The 21,141-nt window shown below is 62.1% G+C and carries 16 protein-coding genes; 1 reads left to right on the top strand and 15 read right to left on the bottom strand.

Annotated features, from left to right (window positions below):
• Positions 1 to 15: 15 nt before the first annotated feature.
• The 12 genes from QOV41_RS04260 to QOV41_RS04205 all read right to left on the bottom strand — a co-directional run bounded on the left by QOV41_RS04260 (position 16) and on the right by QOV41_RS04205 (position 15,271).
• Positions 16 to 2,925, bottom strand: a complete 2,910-nt coding sequence (locus QOV41_RS04260) for an insulinase family protein (RefSeq protein WP_284579753.1) — start codon at positions 2,923 to 2,925, stop codon at positions 16 to 18.
• Between the two features lie 71 nt (positions 2,926 to 2,996).
• The gene (locus QOV41_RS04255) at positions 2,997 to 3,971 is read right to left on the bottom strand and encodes an aldo/keto reductase (RefSeq protein ID WP_284579752.1); all 975 of its coding nucleotides are present in this window, start codon (positions 3,969 to 3,971) and stop codon (positions 2,997 to 2,999) included.
• A gap of 65 nt (positions 3,972 to 4,036) precedes the next feature.
• On the bottom strand, positions 4,037 to 5,932 hold the full coding sequence (locus QOV41_RS04250) for an ABC transporter ATP-binding protein (RefSeq protein ID WP_284579750.1): 1,896 nt from the start codon (positions 5,930 to 5,932) through the stop codon (positions 4,037 to 4,039).
• Positions 5,929 to 7,785: an ABC transporter ATP-binding protein gene (locus QOV41_RS04245; RefSeq protein WP_284579749.1), complete on the bottom strand. Its 1,857-nt coding sequence runs from the start codon at positions 7,783 to 7,785 to the stop codon at positions 5,929 to 5,931. The genes QOV41_RS04250 and QOV41_RS04245 overlap by 4 nt, the downstream gene beginning before the upstream one ends.
• A gap of 156 nt (positions 7,786 to 7,941) precedes the next feature.
• Complete coding sequence (locus QOV41_RS04240) at positions 7,942 to 8,928, bottom strand: heparan-alpha-glucosaminide N-acetyltransferase (RefSeq protein ID WP_284579748.1); 987 nt, start codon at positions 8,926 to 8,928, stop codon at positions 7,942 to 7,944.
• The gene (recQ, locus tag QOV41_RS04235) at positions 8,925 to 10,724 is read right to left on the bottom strand and encodes a DNA helicase RecQ (RefSeq protein WP_284579747.1); all 1,800 of its coding nucleotides are present in this window, start codon (positions 10,722 to 10,724) and stop codon (positions 8,925 to 8,927) included. Before recQ ends, QOV41_RS04240 begins: the two co-directional genes overlap by 4 nt.
• A 148-nt stretch (positions 10,725 to 10,872) precedes the next feature.
• Entirely contained in the window at positions 10,873 to 11,730 is an 858-nt protein-coding gene (locus QOV41_RS04230; protein WP_284579746.1) for an SDR family oxidoreductase, read from the bottom strand.
• A 192-nt stretch (positions 11,731 to 11,922) separates the two neighbouring features.
• Entirely contained in the window at positions 11,923 to 12,480 is a 558-nt protein-coding gene (locus QOV41_RS04225) for a DNA-3-methyladenine glycosylase (RefSeq protein WP_284579745.1), read from the bottom strand.
• A gap of 82 nt (positions 12,481 to 12,562) precedes the next feature.
• Entirely contained in the window at positions 12,563 to 13,036 is a 474-nt protein-coding gene (locus QOV41_RS04220; RefSeq protein ID WP_284579743.1) for a GNAT family N-acetyltransferase, read from the bottom strand.
• A 27-nt stretch (positions 13,037 to 13,063) separates the two neighbouring features.
• A complete protein-coding gene (locus QOV41_RS04215) occupies positions 13,064 to 14,125 on the bottom strand; it encodes a D-TA family PLP-dependent enzyme (RefSeq protein ID WP_284579742.1) in 1,062 nt (353 codons plus the stop codon).
• Positions 14,122 to 14,877, bottom strand: coding sequence for an SDR family oxidoreductase (locus tag QOV41_RS04210; RefSeq protein ID WP_284579740.1), 756 nt, complete (start codon positions 14,875 to 14,877; stop codon positions 14,122 to 14,124). Before QOV41_RS04210 ends, QOV41_RS04215 begins: the two co-directional genes overlap by 4 nt.
• Before the next feature lie 10 nt (positions 14,878 to 14,887).
• Entirely contained in the window at positions 14,888 to 15,271 is a 384-nt protein-coding gene (locus tag QOV41_RS04205) for a RidA family protein (protein WP_284579738.1), read from the bottom strand.
• A gap of 174 nt (positions 15,272 to 15,445) precedes the next feature.
• Here QOV41_RS04205 and QOV41_RS04200 point away from each other — a divergent pair, with 174 nt between their 5' ends.
• Positions 15,446 to 16,906 carry a M81 family metallopeptidase gene (locus QOV41_RS04200; RefSeq protein WP_284579736.1) on the top strand — a complete coding sequence of 487 codons (1,461 nt, stop codon included), beginning with the start codon at positions 15,446 to 15,448 and terminating at the stop codon, positions 16,904 to 16,906.
• A gap of 57 nt (positions 16,907 to 16,963) precedes the next feature.
• On the opposite strand, the gene QOV41_RS04195 is transcribed toward QOV41_RS04200, so the two are convergent.
• The 3 genes from QOV41_RS04195 to QOV41_RS04185 all read right to left on the bottom strand — a co-directional run bounded on the left by QOV41_RS04195 (position 16,964) and on the right by QOV41_RS04185 (position 21,113).
• A complete protein-coding gene (locus QOV41_RS04195) occupies positions 16,964 to 18,976 on the bottom strand; it encodes a beta-N-acetylhexosaminidase (protein WP_284579735.1) in 2,013 nt (670 codons plus the stop codon).
• 172 nt (positions 18,977 to 19,148) lie between these two features.
• Complete coding sequence (locus QOV41_RS04190; protein WP_284579734.1) at positions 19,149 to 20,015, bottom strand: MurR/RpiR family transcriptional regulator; 867 nt, start codon at positions 20,013 to 20,015, stop codon at positions 19,149 to 19,151.
• Positions 20,016 to 20,036: 21 nt separating this feature from the next.
• Entirely contained in the window at positions 20,037 to 21,113 is a 1,077-nt protein-coding gene (locus tag QOV41_RS04185) for an ABC transporter ATP-binding protein (RefSeq protein ID WP_284579733.1), read from the bottom strand.
• Between the last annotated feature and the right edge of the window lie 28 nt (positions 21,114 to 21,141).

The raw sequence follows: 21,141 nt of genomic DNA, 5'->3' as shown, positions 1-21,141 counted from the left end.
GACGAGTGGGAGGAACTACATCACCTTACTCACCTCAAGCAGCCCCGGCCGCTGTTCATTGGCTGTCTTGATCGCGGCTTCCCCGCCCACCACCACCACATGACCCTGGCGCGTCACGGCCTCCACCGCATCGGCCATCGCCCGGAAATCGGCAGCGCTCGCCCCAAGAATTTCGTCTCGCCGCTGTTGGCGTATCTCGTCGGTGGTGCCGGTCAGTTGCCGCCACATGGACGAGTACCCCTTGGCATCGGGAAACTCATAGCTATCCACGTCACCGATCACGCCGATGATCGAGCGAGTCAGGTCGCCCTGGCCGATCTCGGTTCTCAGTGCTTTGGCCGCACCATCATAGGCATCGAGCGTCTTGAGCAAATTGGGATCTCGGTAGGAAAGGAAGGTGAAATTGCCAGAGGTAAGATCGAACCGGCTCGCACCGCCATAGGCGCCACCTTGCACGCGGATCTTGTCCCAGAGATAGGTGGTATTGAGGAACTTCAGCACCACGCTCGATGCTCCAGTCATCGAGAAGCCGAGCGCCCGCAAATTGGCGCCCTTGCCCACATAATTGACCTGCGCGGGGATGATGAGCCCCTCCGATCTTGGCTGAAACTGGACGCTCCAATCGGTCATAGGCGGCGTGCCATTCGGCAGGCCACCGAGGAAACCATCGAGCTCACCGCGCGCACGGCTCAACAGCACTCCATCGGCGGTCACGTTGACCACCATGTGGCCGCGCTGGAAGAGCGTGTCGCGAATACGCAGCAGTGCCGCCTCCACACTAGGCCAATCGCTGTCGATGCGTTTCACGAGAGCGCGCAAGAACTGGAGATAACTCACCCCGCCCATCTGCTCGGCCACCCAGCTTGCCTCGGTGAACCCGGACTTGAGCCGCGTGTCGGCGATGGCATTGCCACTGGGCACTAGCCGCGCCTCGAACCCGGCTTTTTCCTCGAGCGCCAGCTGCCGAAATCGCTCGCGATTATCGAGCCGCGCGTCTAGCAGCACGTCGCCCATAATGGCGAGCATCTCGCCGAGCTTGTCCGGCACCGCCTTGCCCGACAAAAAGAACCAGGCGGCACTGCCATCGCTCCCCTGCTTGGCGGAAAGCCCGCGATGTTGGGCGATGCCGCCCGTCGCCCGGCCGATCCGCTGCGTCAGCGAAACAAAATCTTCCTTGCTGGTGCCCGTCTGCAGCAGCGCCCGGCCAAACAGCGGCAGATAAGGCAGCAACTCGCGGTCGAGAACATGCAGATCAAACCCCAGATCGAGATAGACGATCCCCAGCGTTGGCAGGTCGTGAGAGAAGATCCTAGTATCGGCCAGATTGCCGATCTCGACGGGGACCTTGCGCGTCTCGCGCGGCAGATCCTCAAGGGTGAGCATCGGGATCTTGGCGAGTTGCTGAGGATCGTCCACCGCTTCCTGCAAGGCCTTGAGACGCTCGGTTTCGGATATGGTGGCGCGCACTGCCGCCTCGTCCATGCCTGCCCGCACCCCGGCCAGGATCTCCACTTCCCGCGCCGTCTCGCGAGCGCCCTGCTCAGGATCGGCGCTCAGCATCACCGTGGTGCGGTGCGTGTTTTCCAACAGCAGCCGGCGGATTTCGCGTTCGAAATGACCCTCGCTAGCCTTGCGCTTGAGTTCGCTCAAGGCACCTTCGAAGGCGAGCTGCCGCAGCGGATCGCCGCCATGGAGCCAGCCGTTAAGGGCGGCGAACATATAGGTCATGCCGCGGGGATAGGATCCTGAATTGTTCTCGCGTAGCGAGAACTCGAAGGTGTTCACTGCCGCTTCCAGCTGGTCCTGCGGGAACCCCTGCCCGGCAATCTCCTCGAGCGTTGCGAGGATCAGCGCCTCGACCTTCTCGCCGTCTGCGGGATCAACGCCCTTCAGGCCAAAGGTCGCCATCGGCTGGCGCAGGCCCTGCCCGATGCCGCTGCCAGTCATTCCTTCGCCCAGCCCACTTTCGGTCAGCTTTTTGCGCAGCGGCGCGGCGGGGTTGCCAACCAGGAGGTAGCTTAGCATGCCATGCGACAGCGCCTCAATGCGGTCGCCCGGCGGGTCGATCATCCAGTTGACCGACACCATCCCATCACGGGCCTTTTCCTCGTCCTTGTTGCCGGCATAGGTCGCCACGATCTGCCGCGGCGCATTGAACCGCGGCTGCAGCTTGATCTCGGCATCGACCTCGATCGGCTCGAACTGGGTGAAATACTCGTCGAGTATCGCCAGTCGCTGCGTGGCATCGTCATCCCCCGAAAAGAACGCGCGTGTGTTTGAGGGATGATAGAATGTCTCGTGGAAGCGCTTGAACTTCTGGTAGGTGAGGTCCGGAATGGCTTTGGGGTCACCGCCCGAGCTCTTGCCGTAGGTGGTGTCGGGATAAAGCGAACGCTGCGCGAGATCCCGCATCACAGCGTCGGGCGAGGAAAAAGCGCCCTTCATCTCGTTGAACACGACGCCCTTGTAGACCAGCGGCGCGTCAACGTCCTCAAGTTCGTAGTGCCAACCTTCCTGGCGAAAGGTGTCCTCGCTTATCAGCGGGAAAAACACTGCATCGAGATAGACGTCGACGAGGTTGTAGAAATCCTTGAGGTTCTGGCTCGCCACCGGATAGGCAGTCTTATCCGGAAAGGTCATAGCATTGAGGAAGGTGTGCATGGAACCCTTGAGCAACTCCACGAACGGCTTCTTCACCGGGTACTTGCGTGACCCGCATAAGACCGAATGCTCAAGGATATGCGCCACGCCCGTAGAATCGTCGGGCGGAGTCTTGAAGGTAATCCCGAACACCTTGTTCTCGTCGTCGTTGACGAGACTGAGCACCTCCGCGCCGGTTTTCTTGTGCCGGAACAGTTGCGCCTGCGAATTGGCCTCCGCGATGTGTTCGTCACGAAGCAGTTCGAAGGCGGGATGATGCGTCATGGGGGAGCGTCCGTGAATTGCTGATCTATGCCCGCTAACTTAGGAAGCGGGCAATGGATGCGCTAGGTCGGCTAAACGCCGCCGCGGATCGCGGGTTTCACGTTCTGCTCATACCACTGGTCGAGCTGACCCAGCAGTGCCGGAAAGAGGCTCTTCCGCTCGCTGGCAGCGACATTGTCCTTGAGCTGCTCGGGCTTGCTCACGCCGGCGATGATTGTCGACACCTGCGGATGGTCGAGGATCCAGCGCAAGGCGAACTGGCTCATCGGCATGCCTTCGGGCGCATAGCCCTTGAGCTCGGCGACCAGCTCGACGCCGCGTTCGAACGGAACGCCGGAGAAGGTCTCACCCACCGAAAAGGCTTTGCCATCGGCGTTGTAGTTGCGGTGATCGGAAGGATCGAAACGCGTCTCTTTGTCAAACTTGCCGCTGAGCAGGCCACTCGCCAGCGGTAGCCGCACGATAATGCCGACATTCTTTTCCGCTGCCATAGGCAGGAGATCCTTGGCGGCATCCTGCCGAAAGAGATTGAAGATAATCTGCAACGTCGCGCAGCCGGGCTGATCGAGACAGATCAAGCCTTCTTCGATGGTCTCGACGCTGGCGCCCCAGTGGCGCACCAGACCTTCGGCCTGCAGCTCGTCCATCCAGCCGAAGATCGCCCCGCGGCGTAGCACTTCGGTCGGCACGCAATGCAGCTGCGCCAGATCAAGCGTTGCAACGTTCAGCCGCTCGGCCGAGGCCAGGAGACTGGCGCGGATCGCCTCCTTGGAATAGCCATCGGGGTAAAGGCCCGCACCGCGACCCAGCTTGGTCGCCACGTGCACACCCGGCCCCTTGGGATGCGCACCAATGCGGCGCTCCGACAGGCCGCCGCCATAGACGTCCGCCGTGTCCCAGAAATTAACACCCGCTGCATTGGCAGCATCCAAAATGGCATTGGCCGTCTCGTCACCGACCGGGCCGAAGTCGCCGCCCAACTGCCAGCAGCCCAGACCAATTTCGGAAACCTCGTACCCGGTCTTGCCCAAAACGCGCGTCTTCATGGCTTCACTCCAATCTTGTTTGCTGCCCTTGTGACGCAAACGCCGCAGCGCGTCAAAAGTCGCGCTCAGCTGGTGGAGGAGGCTCCCGTCACCTGCGCAACGAGATCATCGGGGATGTCGTCGAAACTGGCATAGTTCATGTTGTAGAGCCGCGCATAGAGGCCGCGCTTCGCAATCAACTCGTCATGATTGCCGGTCTCGATCAGCTCGCCATTTTGCAGGACGATGATCCGGTCAGCGCCGCGAATGGTCGCCAACCGGTGCGCGATAACCATGCCGGTGCGGCCCGCCAGCAGCGTTTCCAGCGCCTTTTGGATCTGCCGCTCCGTGTAGGAGTCGATGTTGGCAGTTGCTTCATCGAGCACAAGGATCTTGGCATCCGCAACGAGGGCGCGAGCGAAGCTGATCAACTGTCGCTGTCCCAGCGAGAGGTTAGATCCACGCTGCTCCAGCACGCTGTCATAGCCGCCGGGGAGCTTCTCGATGAAATCATGCGCACCCACTGCCTTGGCCGCTTCGATTACGTCCGCGCGGGTCGCGTCGGCTTTGTTGTACCGAATGTTCTCGAACACCGTCCCGGTGAAGAGGAATGGCTCCTGCAGCACCATGGCGACCTGTTGGCCCAGCGATTCCTGGGTCACGTCGCGTACGTCATGCCCGCCCACCAGCACGGCGCCTTCGTTTATTTCGTAGAACCGGTGCACCAGGGCCATTGCGCTGGTCTTGCCCGAGCCGGTTGGTCCCACTAGGGCTACAGTCTCGCCTGGCTTTACCTTGAAGCTCACATTCTTGAGCACGGGTTGCTTGGACGAGTAGCCGAAGGTGACGTTCTGGAACTCCACCGAACCGTCCATATCGCGGGTCAGCGCGACGGCATCTGGCTTGTCCTTGATCGATACCGGCACATCGAGCACTTCAGTGATGCGCCGGCCCGAAGTCATGGCGCGCTGCATGATGGAATATTGCATCGTTAGCGAGCGAATGGGATCGAAGAAGCGCTGCACATAAAACAGGAACGCAACGATCACGCCGATCTCCAGCGCGCCGTTCAACACCAGCGACCCGCCGACTACTACCACCACGGCCATGGCAATGCCGGTGAGGCTATCGACGATCGGCACCATCACCTGGGCGTAGCGCGACCCGGTCAACTGGGTCTGCAGATTGCCGTAGGCTTTGTCATCATAGAGATCGAAATTGACCATCTGCCGGTCAAGGTTCTGCACCGTGCGAACGCCATTGATACCCTCGGCCAAGGCGCCATTGGTCGCAGAATTGGTCTCGTGCGCCGCCATGAAGGCGCGCTTGGCGCGTGGCAGCCAGAAGATGCGGACGACAAACAGGATTGGCATGGTTGAAAGCGTCAGCAGTCCCAACCGGAAGTCGAGGGACAGCAGCACGATCACGATGCCAACCAGCAGCACCAGGTCACCGACGGACAACACCGAGGTTTCGAGAAACTCCTGCATGGAGTTGACGTCGCCCTGCAGCCGGCTCATCAACCGGCCAACTTCGGTCTTGTCCATGAAGCTCAGCGACACCCGCTGCAATTGCGAGAACATGGCGCGCCGCATGTCGAACAGCACGTGCTCGGCCACTTGGCCAACCTGGCTTTCCTGCACGAAGCTGGCGCCGAAGTTCAGCAGCACCATGACTGCGAAAATCCCGACGGCCCAGAGGAGGTTGTTGGTGTTGCCCCCTTCGGTCATGCCGCTATCGATGGCCTGGCCGATGATCAGCGGAATAGCCAACTGCGTGCCGGTGAATATCAGAACGGCCGCTACCGACAGGTAGATCTTCTTGCGGTAGGGCCGAACATAGGCCCAGATGCGGCGGATAGTCTGCGGATCATAGGCCGAGCCGAAGACTTCTTCCTCGATGCTGTGCGACCCGACACTCGCCTTGGGTGGGCGCTGGCCGGGGTAATTGGCGGTCTCGCGGTCGTCCTCTATGGCGCTCATTGAGCCGCGCTCCCCATCTCGATTTCTTCCGTGGGCCGGGTCTGCAATTGATGCAGCGCATGGTAGCGCCCGCCGAGGGCAAGCAACTCGTCATGCGTGCCCTGCTCGACGATCTTGCCATCCTCGATAAAGAGGATGCGGTCCGCATGAAGCAGCGAGCTCAGCCGGTGCGAGATGATCAGCGTTACCCGGTCACTGGCATAGTCCTTGATGGCGTTGCGGATGCGGTGCTCGGTGCCCGCGTCAATTGCCGCAGTGGAATCGTCGAACACCATCACCGCCGGTTCCAGCATCAGGCTGCGCGCAATCGACAGTCGCTGCCGCTGGCCACCCGATAGCGATATGCCGCGTTCGCCGACCACCGTGCCATAGCGGTCCGGCAAACCGGCGATGTAGCCATGCAGTTGGGCGCTTTCGGCCGCGCGCTCGATGCGGTTCTCCTTTGCCCAGGGGTCGCCATAGGCGATGTTGTTTTCGAGCGTGGTGGTGAACAGGAAATTGTCCTGCTGCACCACGGCAACCGCCTGGCGGAGTGAGTGCAGGGTAACATCGCGCACATCCTGCCCATCGATGGTGATGCGACCACCTGAGACGTCGTAGAAACGGGCCAAGAGGTTCGCCATGGTCGACTTGCCGCTGCCCGGCGCCCCCACAATGCCAATGGTTTCACCCGGCCGCGCCTCAAAGCTCACACCATCCAGGGTGGGGTGGGTCGCGCCGGGATAGGTAAAATGCACGTCCTCCAGCCGCAGCACGCCCTCGGTTATCTCGAGGTCCTTGGCGCCCGGCTTGTCATCGATGGCGAGTGGCTCATCGAGAAAGGCAAAGAGGCGATTGCCGCAGGTTGAGGCGCGGGCGAAGGAATTGACCATTAGACCCAGCTGCCGGACCGGCATCTGGAGGATGGTCATGAAGGTGAGGAACGAGGCGAGCGTACCCACGCTGATCTCGCCATTGATCACCTTGACGCCACCGAACCACAGCACCAGTCCCATTGCCGAAAAGAACGAGAAGGTCATAACCGAGGTATTGCGCACGCGGATGCTGAGCCGCTTATGGGAGAGTTCGAGCGCCTCCTTGGAGGCGGCATCGAATTTGTCGAGCTCGTAATTCTGCCCGGAGAAGGCACGCACCACGCGTATGCCGCCCAGGTTTTCGTCCATGACGCGCGTCAGCCAAGAGAGCTTTTCCTGCAGCATCAACCAAGTGGCTCGCAATTGCAGCTGGGCCGAGGACGAGCGCCAGCCCACGAAAGGCACGAAGCTCAGCGCCAGTAGGCCCAACAGCACGTCGGTCGATAGCAGCATATAAGCCCCGACACCGATCAGGATCGAGAGCAGCACCACCCGCACGAGACCGGTCGAAAAGAAGATGCGCACGCCGTCGAGATCCAGCATGCCCACCGTAATGAGGTCGCCGCTATGGACCTTGTCATGGTAGGAATAGGAGAGCCGCTGCACCTTGTCGTAGAAGGCCAGCCGCAGTTCATAGCCCACATGGTGACCGACCGACTCGGCGTAGTAGTTCTGTGCCAGCGTGAACAGACCGCGCGCCACTGACACCGCTAGCAGGATAAGCGCTGTCCACATCAGTCCCTGCTCGGCCTCTTCGCGGCTGACGCTTAAGAGCCCCTGCGCCTGATCCACGGCCCGCCCCAACAGCCAGGGAATGGACAGTTGCAGCGTTGCAGCGATGACGGTTGCCAAAACGGCCGCAGCCACCTGCCAGGGGTGCCGCAGCGAATAAAGCGCGATGCGCGTGAGCGTGCCACGGCCGCGCCCCTGATGGGCGGCCGCCACATGGGCGCGTGCATCGCCGCGTGAACGGACGCGGCCGGCCTCAAGACTGGTCAAAGAAACATCCAGACATCAAAATGTACCGTCCGGGCGGGAGGGGGCCTATTCAGCCAGCGCCGCGGACACTTGCAACAGACAATCAACGCTCATTCGTTCTTCCATTCAAGATGGAAATACGACAGGGGCATGAAAGTTGCCCTCACGTGCAAAGGATCAATCTTGCGGATCAAGTTCGGGGTAGATCACGGCCGAGCATTGCCGGTTGGAGGCATCGAGCAGCGCCTGCTCCTCTGCCAACACCATCCCCGAATAGATCGCCTCCCAGAGATCGTTTTCCTCGATCCCTTCGAGCCCGCACCGGCAATAGGTGGTGCAGAGCCCCGGCGCCGTCCCGCTGGCTTCACAAGTCTGCTGACACGAGTCCAGGAAATCAGCCTCCCGCATCGCCACCTGCGGCTGCAACATTGCCGCTGCAGGATAGACCAGCGCGAACAGGATCGGCTGGTGGAGAAGATAGATGAGAAGGCTCCACCGCCCCAGGAACGCCAGCAGCTTCGGCAGCCGCCCCTGTAGCTGAACCGCAGCAAGCCGCACCGCGAGTCCCGAACGTAAGACCAGCCGCGCCGCAATCACGCCCAACAGCGTCACCCCGAACCAGGGAAAGATCGGCACGAGATCATTGGCGGGCGGCGGCACTTCCCAGAAGCCCAGCCACGACCAGGCGTTTTCGTTGAACAGCGGATCGGCGTAAAAGAACGGCAGGCCGATCACCACTACCGCAACCACCACGGGCAGCCAGAGCGGCGCCCGAACGAACAGCAGCGCCAACACGCTGAACAGCGCAATGGCATGCAGCACGCCGAAATAGACGAAGGTAACCGGGAACGCGAACCACGTCCCAAGGGTGATCAGCAGCGCCCCAGCCGCAACGAAAATCCAGCGTCGCCAGAAGTTGTGCCAGCGAATGCCCTCGCCATGGCCCAGCACCAACCCCACCCCCACCAGGAACAGGAACGCTGAAAGGATCGATCGGGCGATCACCACCCAGAATGGGTCATAGCCGACATCAGCTGCAATGAACCGGAAGTAGCTCAGATCCCAGCAGAAATGGTACGCCACCATGGCCACGATGGCGACGCCGCGGGCGATATCCACCACAGCAAAGCGCGGGCGCCTCGGGATGGTGGGGTCGAGACTCATTCGATCTCCCGCGCCAGCACGGCCAGAAAGGCCTCGCCATAGCGATCAAGCTTGCCCTGCCCCACGCCGGGGAGGCTAAGGAGATCCTGCTTGCGCCGCGGGCGCGCGATGGCCATGCCGCGTAGCGTGGCGTCGTGGAAGATCACGTAAGGCGGCACGCCCTGTTCCTTGGCGATCCGCAGCCGCTCTTCACGCAGGGCTTCGAAAAGCTTCTGCGCCGGACCGGTCAACTGCACCGCCGAATTGAGCTGCCGCCGCACTTCCACCGCCTTGCGTGGCCGGTCCTTGCGCAGGGTCACCACACGCTCGCGCTTGAACACTGCGCCCGCTTCCTGCGCCAGCATCAGCGCGCCATGATTGGCGTGGTCGACGATCACCAACCCCATGGCCGTCAACTGCCGCAGCACCGATTGCCAGGTCTTGCTGTCGAGATCGGCACCCTGCCCGAACACCGCCTGCTGCTGGTGCCCGAAACGCTCGACCTTCTCGGTCACCTTGCCCATCAGCACGTCGATCACATGCGCCGCCCCGAAGCGCTGTCCGGTCCGATAGATCGCCGCCAGCGCTTTGATTGAGGCTTCCGTCCCGTCCCAGGTCGCCACCGGCGAGCGGCAGGTGTCGCAATTGCCGCATTTGCCCGGGTGGCTCTCGCCGAAATGGCTGAGAATGGCTTTGCGCCGGCACTCCGCCGTCTCGCACACGCCTAGCAGCGCGTTGAGCTTGCCATGCTCAAGACGCTTGATCTCGTCGGGCGCCCCACCCTCATCGATCATGCGCCGCCGCTGCACCACATCGGCCATGCCATAGCTCATCCAGGCTTCGGCCGGTTGCCCGTCGCGTCCGGCGCGGCCGGTCTCCTGGTAATAGGCTTCGATCGAGGATGGCAAATCCATGTGGGCGACATAGCGCACATCGGGCTTGTCGATACCCATACCGAACGCCACCGTTGCCACGAGGCAAACGCCCTCTTCCTTGAGGAACGCATCCTGATTGGCTGCCCGCAACTGGGCACTCATCCCTGCATGGTAAGGCAACGCGCGGATACCTTTTCCCGAGAGCCAGTCGGCGAGATCCTCGACCTTAGCCCGCGACAGGCAATAGACAATACCCGAACTACCCTTGTGCCCGCCCAGGAAAGTTAGCAGTTGGTCGCGCGCCTTGTCCCGCTCGACGATGGAATAGGATATATTTGGCCGATCGAAACTGGTGGTAAAGACCCGCGCCTGTTCGAGGCCCAACCGCTCGATGATGTCTTCGCGCGTGGTCGGATCGGCCGTGGCGGTCAGCGCGATCCGCGGCACGCCGGGAAACAGCTCCACCAAATGGATCAGCTCGCGATATTCAGGCCGGAAGTCGTGGCCCCACTGACTCACGCAATGCGCCTCGTCGATGGCAAAAAGAGCAATCTCGACATCGCCCAGCATATTGGCAAAGCCCGGCGTCGCCACCCGTTCGGGCGCCACATAAAGGAGGTCGAGTTCGCCCCGGCGGAGTTGCCGCCTGACTTCGGCCGATTCTTCCGGCGTGAGCGATGAGTTGAGTGCCGCAGCCGCGACGCCGGCTTGGCGCAACGCCTCCACCTGGTCGCGCATCAAGGCGATCAGCGGCGAAACGACGATGCCGACGCCAGGCCGGCACATTGCCGGAATCTGGTAGCACATGGATTTGCCGGCGCCCGTGGGAAACAGCACCACCGCATCGCCGCCCCCGATCACGTGCTCGACGACATCCTGCTGCTGTCCGCGAAAGCTTTTGTGGCCGAAGACGTCGCGCAACACGCCCAGCGGTGCGCGCACGGCCTCGGGCGCACTCGGCGGCGCGGCGAACAAATCGGAATACGACTCAAGGGCTTCCACACCCCCGTTGAATCACGGGGAAGATGCTGGCGCAACCAAGGAGGTTAACGCTTCAACAAGACGCGGCCGGCTCACAGGCGGAGCGGCATCAGCCTCCCACAACCTCGCCCCCATTAGGGTGCAGCACTTGACCGGTCATATAGGAGCTTTCGTCGCAGGCCAGGAACAGATGACAAGTTGCCACTTCATTGGGCTGGCCGGGTCGCTTCATCGGCTGACTGGCACCAAACTCGGCCACCTTCTCGGCCGGGAATGTCGCTGGGATCAGCGGCGTCCAGATTGGTCCGGGGGCGACAGCATTTACCCGAATGCCGCTTTCCGCCAGGTTCTCCGATAGCGAGCGGGTGAAGGCCACGATGGCACCCTTGGTCGAGGAATAGTCCAGAAGGCTGGGGGAACCGCGATAAGCCGTGATCGAGGTAGTGTTGACGATTGAGGCGCCCTTGCTCAGATGCGGCAGCGCCGCCTGCGTCATGTAAAAGTAACCAAAGAGATTGGTGCGGAAGGTCTTTTCCAGCTGTTCCTGGCTAATCTCGGTGAGATCATCCTGGGGGTGCTGTTCGGCGGCGTTGTTGACGAGCACGTCGATCTTGCCGAACTCCTCGATCACCTTGCCCACGACATTGTCGCAGAACGCCTTTTCGCCGATGTCACCGCGGATCAGATAGGCTTCCTTGCCTTCCGCCTTCACCGCCTCGGCCGTGATCTTAGCATCTTCGGTTTCCTCAAGATAAACGAGTGCGACCTGCGCCCCTTCGCGTGCAAACAACACAGCGCAGGCGCGGCCAATGCCGCTATCGCCCCCCGTGATAATCGCCACCTTATCCTGGAGCCGGCCATTGCCAGGAAATTTCGGCTCGAAGTCTGGCTTGGGATGCATCTGGGTCTCGCGACCGGGCTGATGATCCTGATGCTGGGGCGGGTTGACCTGCTCCGAACCGGCCATTTTGAGCTCCTGGTGAGAAAATGGGTGAGACCGGCACGGGCGGGATAAGGGCTCGGCTGCCGCTTCGTTGGCCGGGGCGGGAAACCGGAAAAACCATCCCCGTTCCCTATGCCGCCGCGTCCGGTTGACGCGTGCCGGTCTCGTACACGCCAAACGATGGGCGCTGAGACTGGTTCCCGGTGAAAAACAGGCCTACTTCATAGGCCGGCTGAGAAACGGCGATCCCTTGAGTCCGAACCGCCAGGGCATCTCAACACCCTTGGTGATCCCGATGCGCCGGCCAGCCGCAATCTCGTGGGCCAAGTCCGTCTTGCATAGTCCGAAAGGTGGCACATCGAGCGGCATTTGGTCGTGCCGCCGGTCGATGCCGAGTGCCTGGCAGAGCTTGCCCGGCCCCGAACAGAGCTGCCGGTCTGCGAGCCCGCCTCGTCGCTCCCGCATCACGGCCAGGCCCTCTTGCGGCTCCAGCGCCCGCACCAACACGGCACTTCCGGGCTGGCACACGAAGTTGACGCACCAGTGAATGCCGTAGATCTTGTAGACATAGGCGTGACCCGGCGGCCCGAACATCGCGGCGTTCCGCGCTGTTGGCCCCCGAAAGCTGTGCGAAGCCGGATCGGTCTCGTCATAGGCCTCGACCTCGACTATTGGCCCGCCCACGCCATCGAACAGCAGGGTCACCCCGATCAACTCCCGGGCCACCTCCAGAACCGGGCGATCGAAGAAGTCTCGCGTCAGTCTATTCGCCAAATCTGCCTCAAGCTCGATGTCAGCCTCCCCTGTGCGGGGATGGCCAGGAAGGGGCTGCCGCAGCACCAAGCAGAACCCTGCCTCAGTCCCCCTTCAGCAGCCCCGCATAGATCCCCGGCACCGAGTTCGGGATCACCATCGCGTCCAGCCGCTTCTGGTAGAACTCCACTGGTCCGGCACCGCCGATCACCGCATAGCCATAGCCGGCTTCACGCATGCCGCTCAGGGTAGCGAACAACAAGGCCTCGCCAATCCCCTGCCCCCGCGCTGCCTCGTCGACACCAGTCGGGCCAAAGAACCCCTTGGCGGTGGCGTCATGGCAGGCAAAGCCGAGGATCTCCTGCCCCCGGTGCGCCACCCAGAGCGTAACGGGCGATTGTCCCAGCGATACCCGCGCTTCGCTTACCCAGCCCGGGCTGAAGTGCTTGCCGATCCAGTCCAAGACAACATGGGCTTCCGGCGGCAGGGCACGGCGCACGGTCACCCCGGCAGCGGCCACGCGCGCCTCGGTTTCGATCTCCGGCAGATTGTAAAGCCGCACGAGCAGGTCAGGCATGGCAACTCCTCCGACAACAACTTGAGCTTAGTCGACGCGGCCCCGCGCGGCCACGGGCACCGTTTCAACCAACTGATCCCTGACAATCAAATGCACGGTCTCGAAGAGATTGGAGACCACGCAGGCATGATTGGGGATGATGCGCAGCTTCTCGCCGATCTTAGGCTTCTTGCTGCAGGCACTGAGATCAATGGTGCCGTGCTCCTCGCTGAGGCCCACGATCACCGCCTCAGGATAGGCCTCGATCAGGCCATGCCCGGTCATGCCCAAGAGATCACTGGTCAGCGCCTTGGAACCGGCATCGATGATGGCCCGGTGCTCGGTGGGCCGGCTGACGACGGTTGCAAGGACCGTAAGCGCGCAGTCCTCGAGTGCACCCACGCCCTTGGCCACCTGGAAGCGATCCATATAGATATAGGTGCCCGGCCGGTGCTCAGTCGCAACTTGAACCTCATGGGCGCGCCAGATGTCCGGACTGCCACCATTGGAAATGGTCGGCGGCGCCAGACCTGCCTGGGTGAGGAGATCCTTGGCCTGCTCCAGCCATTGGGCATTCGCCGCCACCTGCCCCGCCGCGGGATAGGTCATGAGACCACCGAACCGCAGACCGGGCGCCGCAGCGATCCGCTGCGCCAAATCCAGCGCTGCTTGAGGCGACTGGACGCCGCAGCGCCCCATGCCGGTATCGCACTCAACGAAAACCGAGAGCGGCTCGGGGGCGTCGGCGAAGGCGGCTGAAAGCCCCTCGACCGTCTCGACGCTATCGGCCGTCACCGAGATATGCACCCGTTCGGCTAGGGCGCGGAGCCGCTTAAGCTTGGCTTGTCCCAAAATATTATAGGGCAGGAAAATCTCGCTGATCCCCGCATCGGCCATCACCTCGGCCTCGCCCAGCTTCTGCACGGTTATGCCAATGGCGCCGAGATCCATGGCTCGTTTGGCAAAGCGCGGCAGCTTATGGGTCTTGATATGCGGCCGCAGCTTGAGGCCATGTTGGTCGGCATAGTCCTGCGCGCGGCGCAGATTGGCTTCCACCCGGTCCACGTCGATCAGCACGGCCGGGGTATCGATCTCGAATATGTCGGTCACTGGCGCAGCACCTCGTCAACAAACCGCAGATTGCCTGCCGTCAGCCCGGCATCGACCGGCAGCACGGTGCCGGTGATGCCCGAGGACATGGGCGAGCAGTAGAACAGGGCGGCATTAGCCACCTCTTCCGGCGAGACCATGCGCCCCAGCGGATAGTGCGGCAAGACCCTATCCAGCAGGCTCGGATCGGCTTGGAGCCGATGGTCCCAGGCCGGCGTTCGCACCGAGCCGGGCGCCACCACATTGGCCCGCACGCCGTCACGGCCGCGTTCTACCGCGATGGCCTTGGCGTAGGCGATAAGCCCGGCCTTGGCTGCCGAATAGGCGGGGTTGCCGAAATGGCTAAGCGCATTGACCGAGGAGATGAACACCACACTACCCCGGCCTTGGCGGGCCATTGCGGCCACCACCGGATCAACCAGGGCAAAGGCACCATTGAGATTGATTGCCAGTTCCGTGTCCCACACGTCGTCATCGAGATCCTCGATGATCTCCGCCCGCGTCCAGCCAGCATTAGCGATCACCGCGTCGGGAGCGCCGTTCTCGTCGAGATGAAGCTGCACCGCTGCCCGCGTCGCCTTGGCATCGGACTGATCGAACAAGACCGTACCGGCAAGATCAAGCCCGGCCAGCATATCCGCGTCACGATCAGCGCCGATGACACTGGCGCCCGCCTCGCGCAGGCAGCGCACGAGCGCCCGGCCAATACCGCCGCCCGCACCGCTCACCAGCACCGTTTTGCCGTTCAGCATCGGTTCACCATCATGGCCCTTTATAGGCAACGCAGTCGATCTCGACCTTGCAGTCCACCATCATATGGCTCTGGACGCACGCCCGTGCCGGCGGATGTTCGCCGAAATAGCTTTTATAAACAGCGTTGAAGCTCCAGAAGTCCCTTGGGTCATCAAGCCACACACCGCAGCGCACCACATGCTCGAGGCCATAGCCGGCCTCTTCGAGAATCGCGATCACATTGGCAATCGTCTTATGCGTCTGCTCGACAATGCCGCCATTGATGATCTCGCCGTTCTCCATGGCGACCTGGCCCGAGACATAAAGCCAGCCACCGGCCTCCACCGCCCGGGCGAATGGCAGGTTCTGCCCGCCCGCTCCAGACTTTTCTGCACCATAGCGCTTGATCGGCATGCGTCCTCCAGATGTAACTCAGTTTCGTTGGTTCGGCAGGTTAGCCGCAGAATACGCCTGGTTGGACCGCAAAATGTCCCTCCTTCTGAAAATTTCTTACGTGAACCAGCTTTGGGCACGTGCTAGCTTTGGGTGGACTGACAACCCTTCTTCTTCATACTTTGCGAGTGCTTCGTGCGCGTCTTCACCGCCGCTCTGGCTACCGAGACCAACACTTTCTCCCCCATCGCCGTCGACAAGCGCGCCTTCGAGGCCTCGCTCTACGCCCGCCCCGGTGAGCACCCGGCGACGCCCACCCTCTGCACCGCACCCATTACCGTGGGGCGGGAAGTCTGCGCCCGCGAAGGCTGGACACTAATCGAGGGCAGCGCCAGCTGGGCGGATCCGGCGGGGCTTGTAGCGCGCGCAACCTATGAGGAGTTGCGCGATGAGATCCTCGAGCAGCTCCGTGCCGCCTTGCCGGTCGACGCAGTCGTCATGGGCCTGCACGGCGCCATGGTGGCGCAAGGCTATGATGATTGCGAAGGCGACCTCCTCGCCCGCGTCCGCGAGATTGTCGGCCCGGACGTCCTCGTCTGCGCCGAACTCGACCCCCACAGCCATTTGACGCGAAAGCGCGTCACCGCTGCCGATTTCCTCGTTGCCTTCAAGGAATTCCCCCACACCGATTTCGTGGACCGGGCGCGCGACCTCTGGGCCATTGCCGTTCGTACGCTGAAGGGCGAGATCAAGCCGGTGATGAGTGTCTTTGATCCCCGCATGATTGATGTCTTTCCCACCTCCAGGCAGCCTATGCGCGGCTTTGTCGATCAGCTTTATGCACTGGAGAAGTCGGAACCAAACCTCCTCTCCCTCTCCGTCATCCATGGTTTCATGGCCGGTGACGTGCCTGAAATGGGCACCAAAATCATCGCCCTAACCGACGACCGCGAGGACCTGGGCGACACATTGGCCGAGCGGCTGGGCCGGGAACTCTTCGCCAAGCGCGGCACTTTCATGGTCCCCCAGGTGAATGAAGCCGAGGCGGTCGAGCAGGCAATGGCAGCAACTTCCGGTCCTGTTGTCATTGCCGACGTCTGGGACAATCCCGGCGGCGGCACTGCTGGGGATGCAACCGTCATTTTAGCTGACCTGATCAGGAGGGGGATAAGTGATGTCGCGGTGGGCACCATTTGGGATCCCATCGCCGTGCAGATTTGTTTCGCAGCCGGCGAAGATGCTGAAATTCCCCTTAGATTTGGTGCCAAGTCGGCGCCGCATACGGGTAACCCGATCGACCGACTTGTGAGAGTCAATCGATTGGTGCGTGACGCCCAGATGCGGTTCGGTGACAGCTATGCGCCCTTCGGCGACGCGGCCTGGATCAGCTTTGATGGGATCGACGTGATCCTCAATTCCACCCGCGCGCAGAGCTTCGACCCCAGCCTGTTTTCGGCGCTTGGCATCGACCCTAAGTCACGGAAAATTCTGCTGATTAAGTCGACCAACCACTTCTACGACAGCTTCAGCAAGATCGCTTTCGAGATCATCTATTGCGCGGCGGGAAAGCCTTATCCGAACAAGCCAGCCGAGACGGCCTATCGCAAGGCGCCGCGCAATATCTGGCCGATTGTCGAGGACCCTTGGGGCGCTTGAGGCTAACGCACTGCGAGCATCGAGAGGCACCGAAGTGCCTCTCTTGCGGCTCGGATGCTACTCCTCGGCCCAGTAGCCGTACATGATGGGCATGAGGCCCACGAGCGCCTTGAAGCGCTCCCAGCTTTTCCGCTCCGGCACGGTCCAGCCCGCCTCCGCGATGGCCGATAGGCGCGGAAAGACCAATCGGTCAAAGATGGCGCGATCGGTCATCGATTCCGACCAGATGCAGCTCTGGACCCCCAGCAGGTGCTCAAGGCCTTTTTCGGAAAAGCCAGCGCGCGCTTCGAACTCATAGGTCTCCTGGGGACCGGACCAGCCGGCCCAGCCAGCGCCGGGCTCCGCCCATGCCGCGCCGTTCGCCATGTCGAGATAATAGCGCTGCCCAGGTGAAACGACGATGTCGTAGCCGCGCTCGGCGAGCGCTGCGTTGATCTCGACATTGCGCCAGCCAATGACAAAACTCTTGTCCTTGTCGACCGCGTCGCCATGTGCCGCCTCTTCCCAGCCTCCGGTGATGGCGCCCTTGGACGAGATGTAATCATGGATGCGGCGGATGAAGTGAGCCTGGAGGATTGCGGTCGGCGAGCCCTCGATCTCGTCGGCGCCGTGATGATTACCGAGTTGGTTGAACTGCCGCTCATGCTTTTGCCGCATCTCGGGCCCGGCCAGCTTCTCGATAAGGTCAAGTGCAAGGGGCGAACCGGACCACGCCGCCAGCGGCACCTCGTCGGCGCCGATATGGAAGACACCAGCGGGAAAGAGCTCAAGCACTTCATCGATCACGGTTTCAATAAAGGTATAGACCGGCTCGTGCGCCGGGTTGAGGCTGTTATTGGGGAAGCCCTGGACGGACTGGTATTCACCTTTTTCGTTGGGGTCCTGCAGTTCGGGAAGCGCTTGGAGCAGCGCATAGGAATGGCCGGGAATATCGATTTCGGGGATGATGGTGATGCCCAGGTTATCGGCCAGTGCCACGATCTGCCGGACAACATTCTTGGAGTAATAGCCACCGGTCGGCTGTGGGCCCGAACCGAGCAGCGGCGGCAGCGCCTTGCCATGCCCGCGCCAGGCGGCGATTTCCGTCAACTGCGGATAGGCTTCGATCTCCAGGCGCCAGGCTTCATCCTCGGTCAGATGCCAGTGGAACCGGTTCATCTTGTTCCAGGCCATGATCTTGAGCAGCCGGCTAACCTCGGCGCCCGAATAGAACTGGCGCGCTACGTCAAGGTGAGAGCCGCGATAGGCAAAGCCGGGCTCGTCGGTGATGCTGCCACCGGCAGGGAAAATAAAGGTCTGCGGATGGCGCTTGGCGCCGCGCAGGATTTGCCCCAGCGTCACGAGCCCATAGAACATCCCCTGTCGAGTTGAGGCTTCGACGACAGCGCTGTCCTCGCCGAACTGCACTTCGTAGGCTTCCGCCGCCATCCCTGGACGATGCCGCACAACAACCGGCATGCCACCCTCGGAGGCGGGACGCACAATGGCTTCCACTGAAAAGAGATCATCGACGAGGCCGCAAAAGGCTGAGACGGCCCGGCCAGCATCGTCACCTTCGCCCACCAGATCAAGCCCTGCCGGAGCGATGCGGCTGCCCGTAGTGGCGACCGCACGCGGCCAGGGGATGATCGAAACAGACACGGGCGCCTTTGCGGGCACCGGAAACTTTGCTGCGCCCTTGAGCAGCGGAGAGTTGTGACCCTTGGCTTGGGTCGGCTGGGTCGCGAGCGTAACGATGCTCCCGTCCTCCAGAACCACATAGGCCGAGTTTGCGCCGTCGCTCCAGTGGCGAAGACCATAGGACAGGCCGCGGGCCGTTGCCGTCCAGGTCTCGCCTGGTTGCAGCACGAAGCCCTCAGGCGGAGCAACAAGGGTGTGGTTGGAGAGGCGCTTGAGGAGCTTGCCGTTCTCCAATGTTGCATGGGGGTCGATGCGGGCTGGTCCCGAAAAGCCGAGCTGGAAGCCGCTGACGGCTTCATTGCCGGTATTGGTCAGCTCAAGGCCATAGCCCATGGCCTCGCTGTCGGAGGCTGGAGACCAGGTCGTGACGAAGGAGAAGGTGTTAGGCATGAGCGGGTCCGGGTGTTCTTCTTAAGGGTGGAACTTCCAACTAACCTCCTCCTAGGAGAGGGAGGAACGGATCGCGTGCGGGGCAAGACAGCGTTCCTGCCACGGTACGGTCCCTCCCCATTCCAGAGGAGAGGCTAGATGGAAATATTCGGGGTTTTGGGGCAGTGGGTCATTAGTCTCCCAGCGGCTGGGTGTCGTCTCCATCACGATTGACGACCAATTGGTGCTTAATGCGCCGCATGCTGGCGACGGCCGACGACCCGAGACGCGTGGCAATCGTCTGGGCGAGGACGTCGATGGTCGCAAGGAAAGCGTAGCGGCTGGGCGTAGGACGCAGGATATCGGCATCCTCCCGGCGATTGATGGGCAGGAGGACATCGGCTTCGCCGGCCATGGGGGAACCAGACCGGGTGACGACGATCCGGGTCAGCCCATATTCGCCGGCGACAGCCATTGCCTTAACCAGGGGCAGATTGTTGCCCGAGAGGGAAAAGGCGATGATGGCGGTGCCTGCGGGCGCTGACGCCGCCCGCATGAGCTGCACCTGATGATCGATGCAGGAGGTGACGCGCAGGCCCAGCCGGAACAGCCGCGCCTCGGTTTCGGTCGCCATGGTCGAGGACGCGCCGCCAGAACCATAGGCGAGCAGGAAGTTGGCGCCGATGATGCTCTCGGCGGCCCGCTCCACCGCATCGAAATCCATGTGGTCGAACGTTTCGTAGATCGTCGACTGGATGCCGTTGACCACCCCCTGCGCGATTTCTCGTGCACTCGTGGGCCCGGCGGCTGGCGCGAAATAGCGTTGCCCGACAAAGCGCGACTGGGCGAGACGCACTTTGAAATCGGCATAGGAGTCGCAACCCAAACGGCGACAGAAGCGCGTCACGGTGGGCGGCGAGACATCGGCACGCGCTGCCAGATCGACGATGCTCATCTTGAGGGCGCGATCGACATCGGCAAGAACGATTTCAGTCAGCGCGCGCTCGGATCGGGTGAACTCGTCCTTCTCGGTCTGCAGCAACCCCACGATGTCGAGCATGATCACGTGCCTGCCGCCGATCTAGTAGATCGCCAGCCCGGCGGCGGTGAAGAGATGGGCTTGCTCGGGGGAGAAATGCAGTTGCAGCGGCGCGCCCTCGGCAACGTCCGGATTGCCCTCGAAGAGGCCGATGAAGTTCTCGCCCGCAGGCAGGGTGGCATAAGTGATGGTGTGGATGCCCAACTGCTCGACAATGTTGGGGGTGACAGTGAGGGTAAACTCGCCGGGACCAAGGTGCAGGTGCTCGGGACGGATGCCGAGCGTAACGGTTTCGCCGGCAATGGCCTTGGAGCCGCGTGGCAAGCTGATCGTGCCCAGAGCACCCAGATCGACAATCGCGTTGGCACCGTCGGCCGAGAGCACCTTGCCCTCGATGAAATTCATCTTGGGCGAGCCGATGAAGCCGGCGACGAAGAGGTTGTCCGGCTTGTGGTAGAGCTCAAGCGGCGATCCGATCTGGCTGATCTCGCCGGCATTGAGCACGACGATCTTGTCGGCCATGGTCATGGCCTCGATCTGGTCGTGCGTCACATAGACCATGGTGGAGCCGAGCCGCTTATGCAGCTCCATAAGTTCGATGCGCATCTCGGAGCGGAGTGCCGCGTCCAGATTGGAAAGCGGTTCATCGAAAAGGAAGATCTTAGGCTCCCGCACGATGGCGCGGCCGATAGCGACGCGCTGGCGCTGGCCGCCGGAAAGTTGTCCGGGGCGGTGCTGTAACCTGGACTCGAGTTGCAGGACCCGCGCCGCAGCCTGGACCCGCTTGTCGACCTCGTCCTTGGGCAACTTCTCGACCCGTAGGGGAAACGCAATGTTCTCGTAGACCGACATGTGCGGGTAGAGCGCGTAGGACTGGAAAACCATAGCGATGCCACGCTGCACCGGCGGCAACTCATTGACCACCCGGCCCGCGATCTCGATCTCGCCTACCGAAACATCTTCAAGACCGGCAATCATGCGCAGAAGCGTGGATTTACCGCAGCCAGAAGGACCGACGAAGACCACGAACTCGCCCTCGGCGACCTCCAGATCGATGCCCTTGATGATGCGGGCTTCGTTGAAGCTCTTTTCGAGGCGCTTGAGGCTCAACTGCGACATGGCGCGCGGGTCTCCGGTGGGAATCTAT

This window comes from Devosia sp. RR2S18 (genome assembly GCF_030177755.1).
Classification (GTDB): Bacteria; Pseudomonadota; Alphaproteobacteria; order Rhizobiales; family Devosiaceae; genus Devosia; species Devosia rhizosphaerae.
Note: the sequence above shows the minus strand (reverse complement) of the source record. Positions and strands in the feature narration are given on the sequence as shown.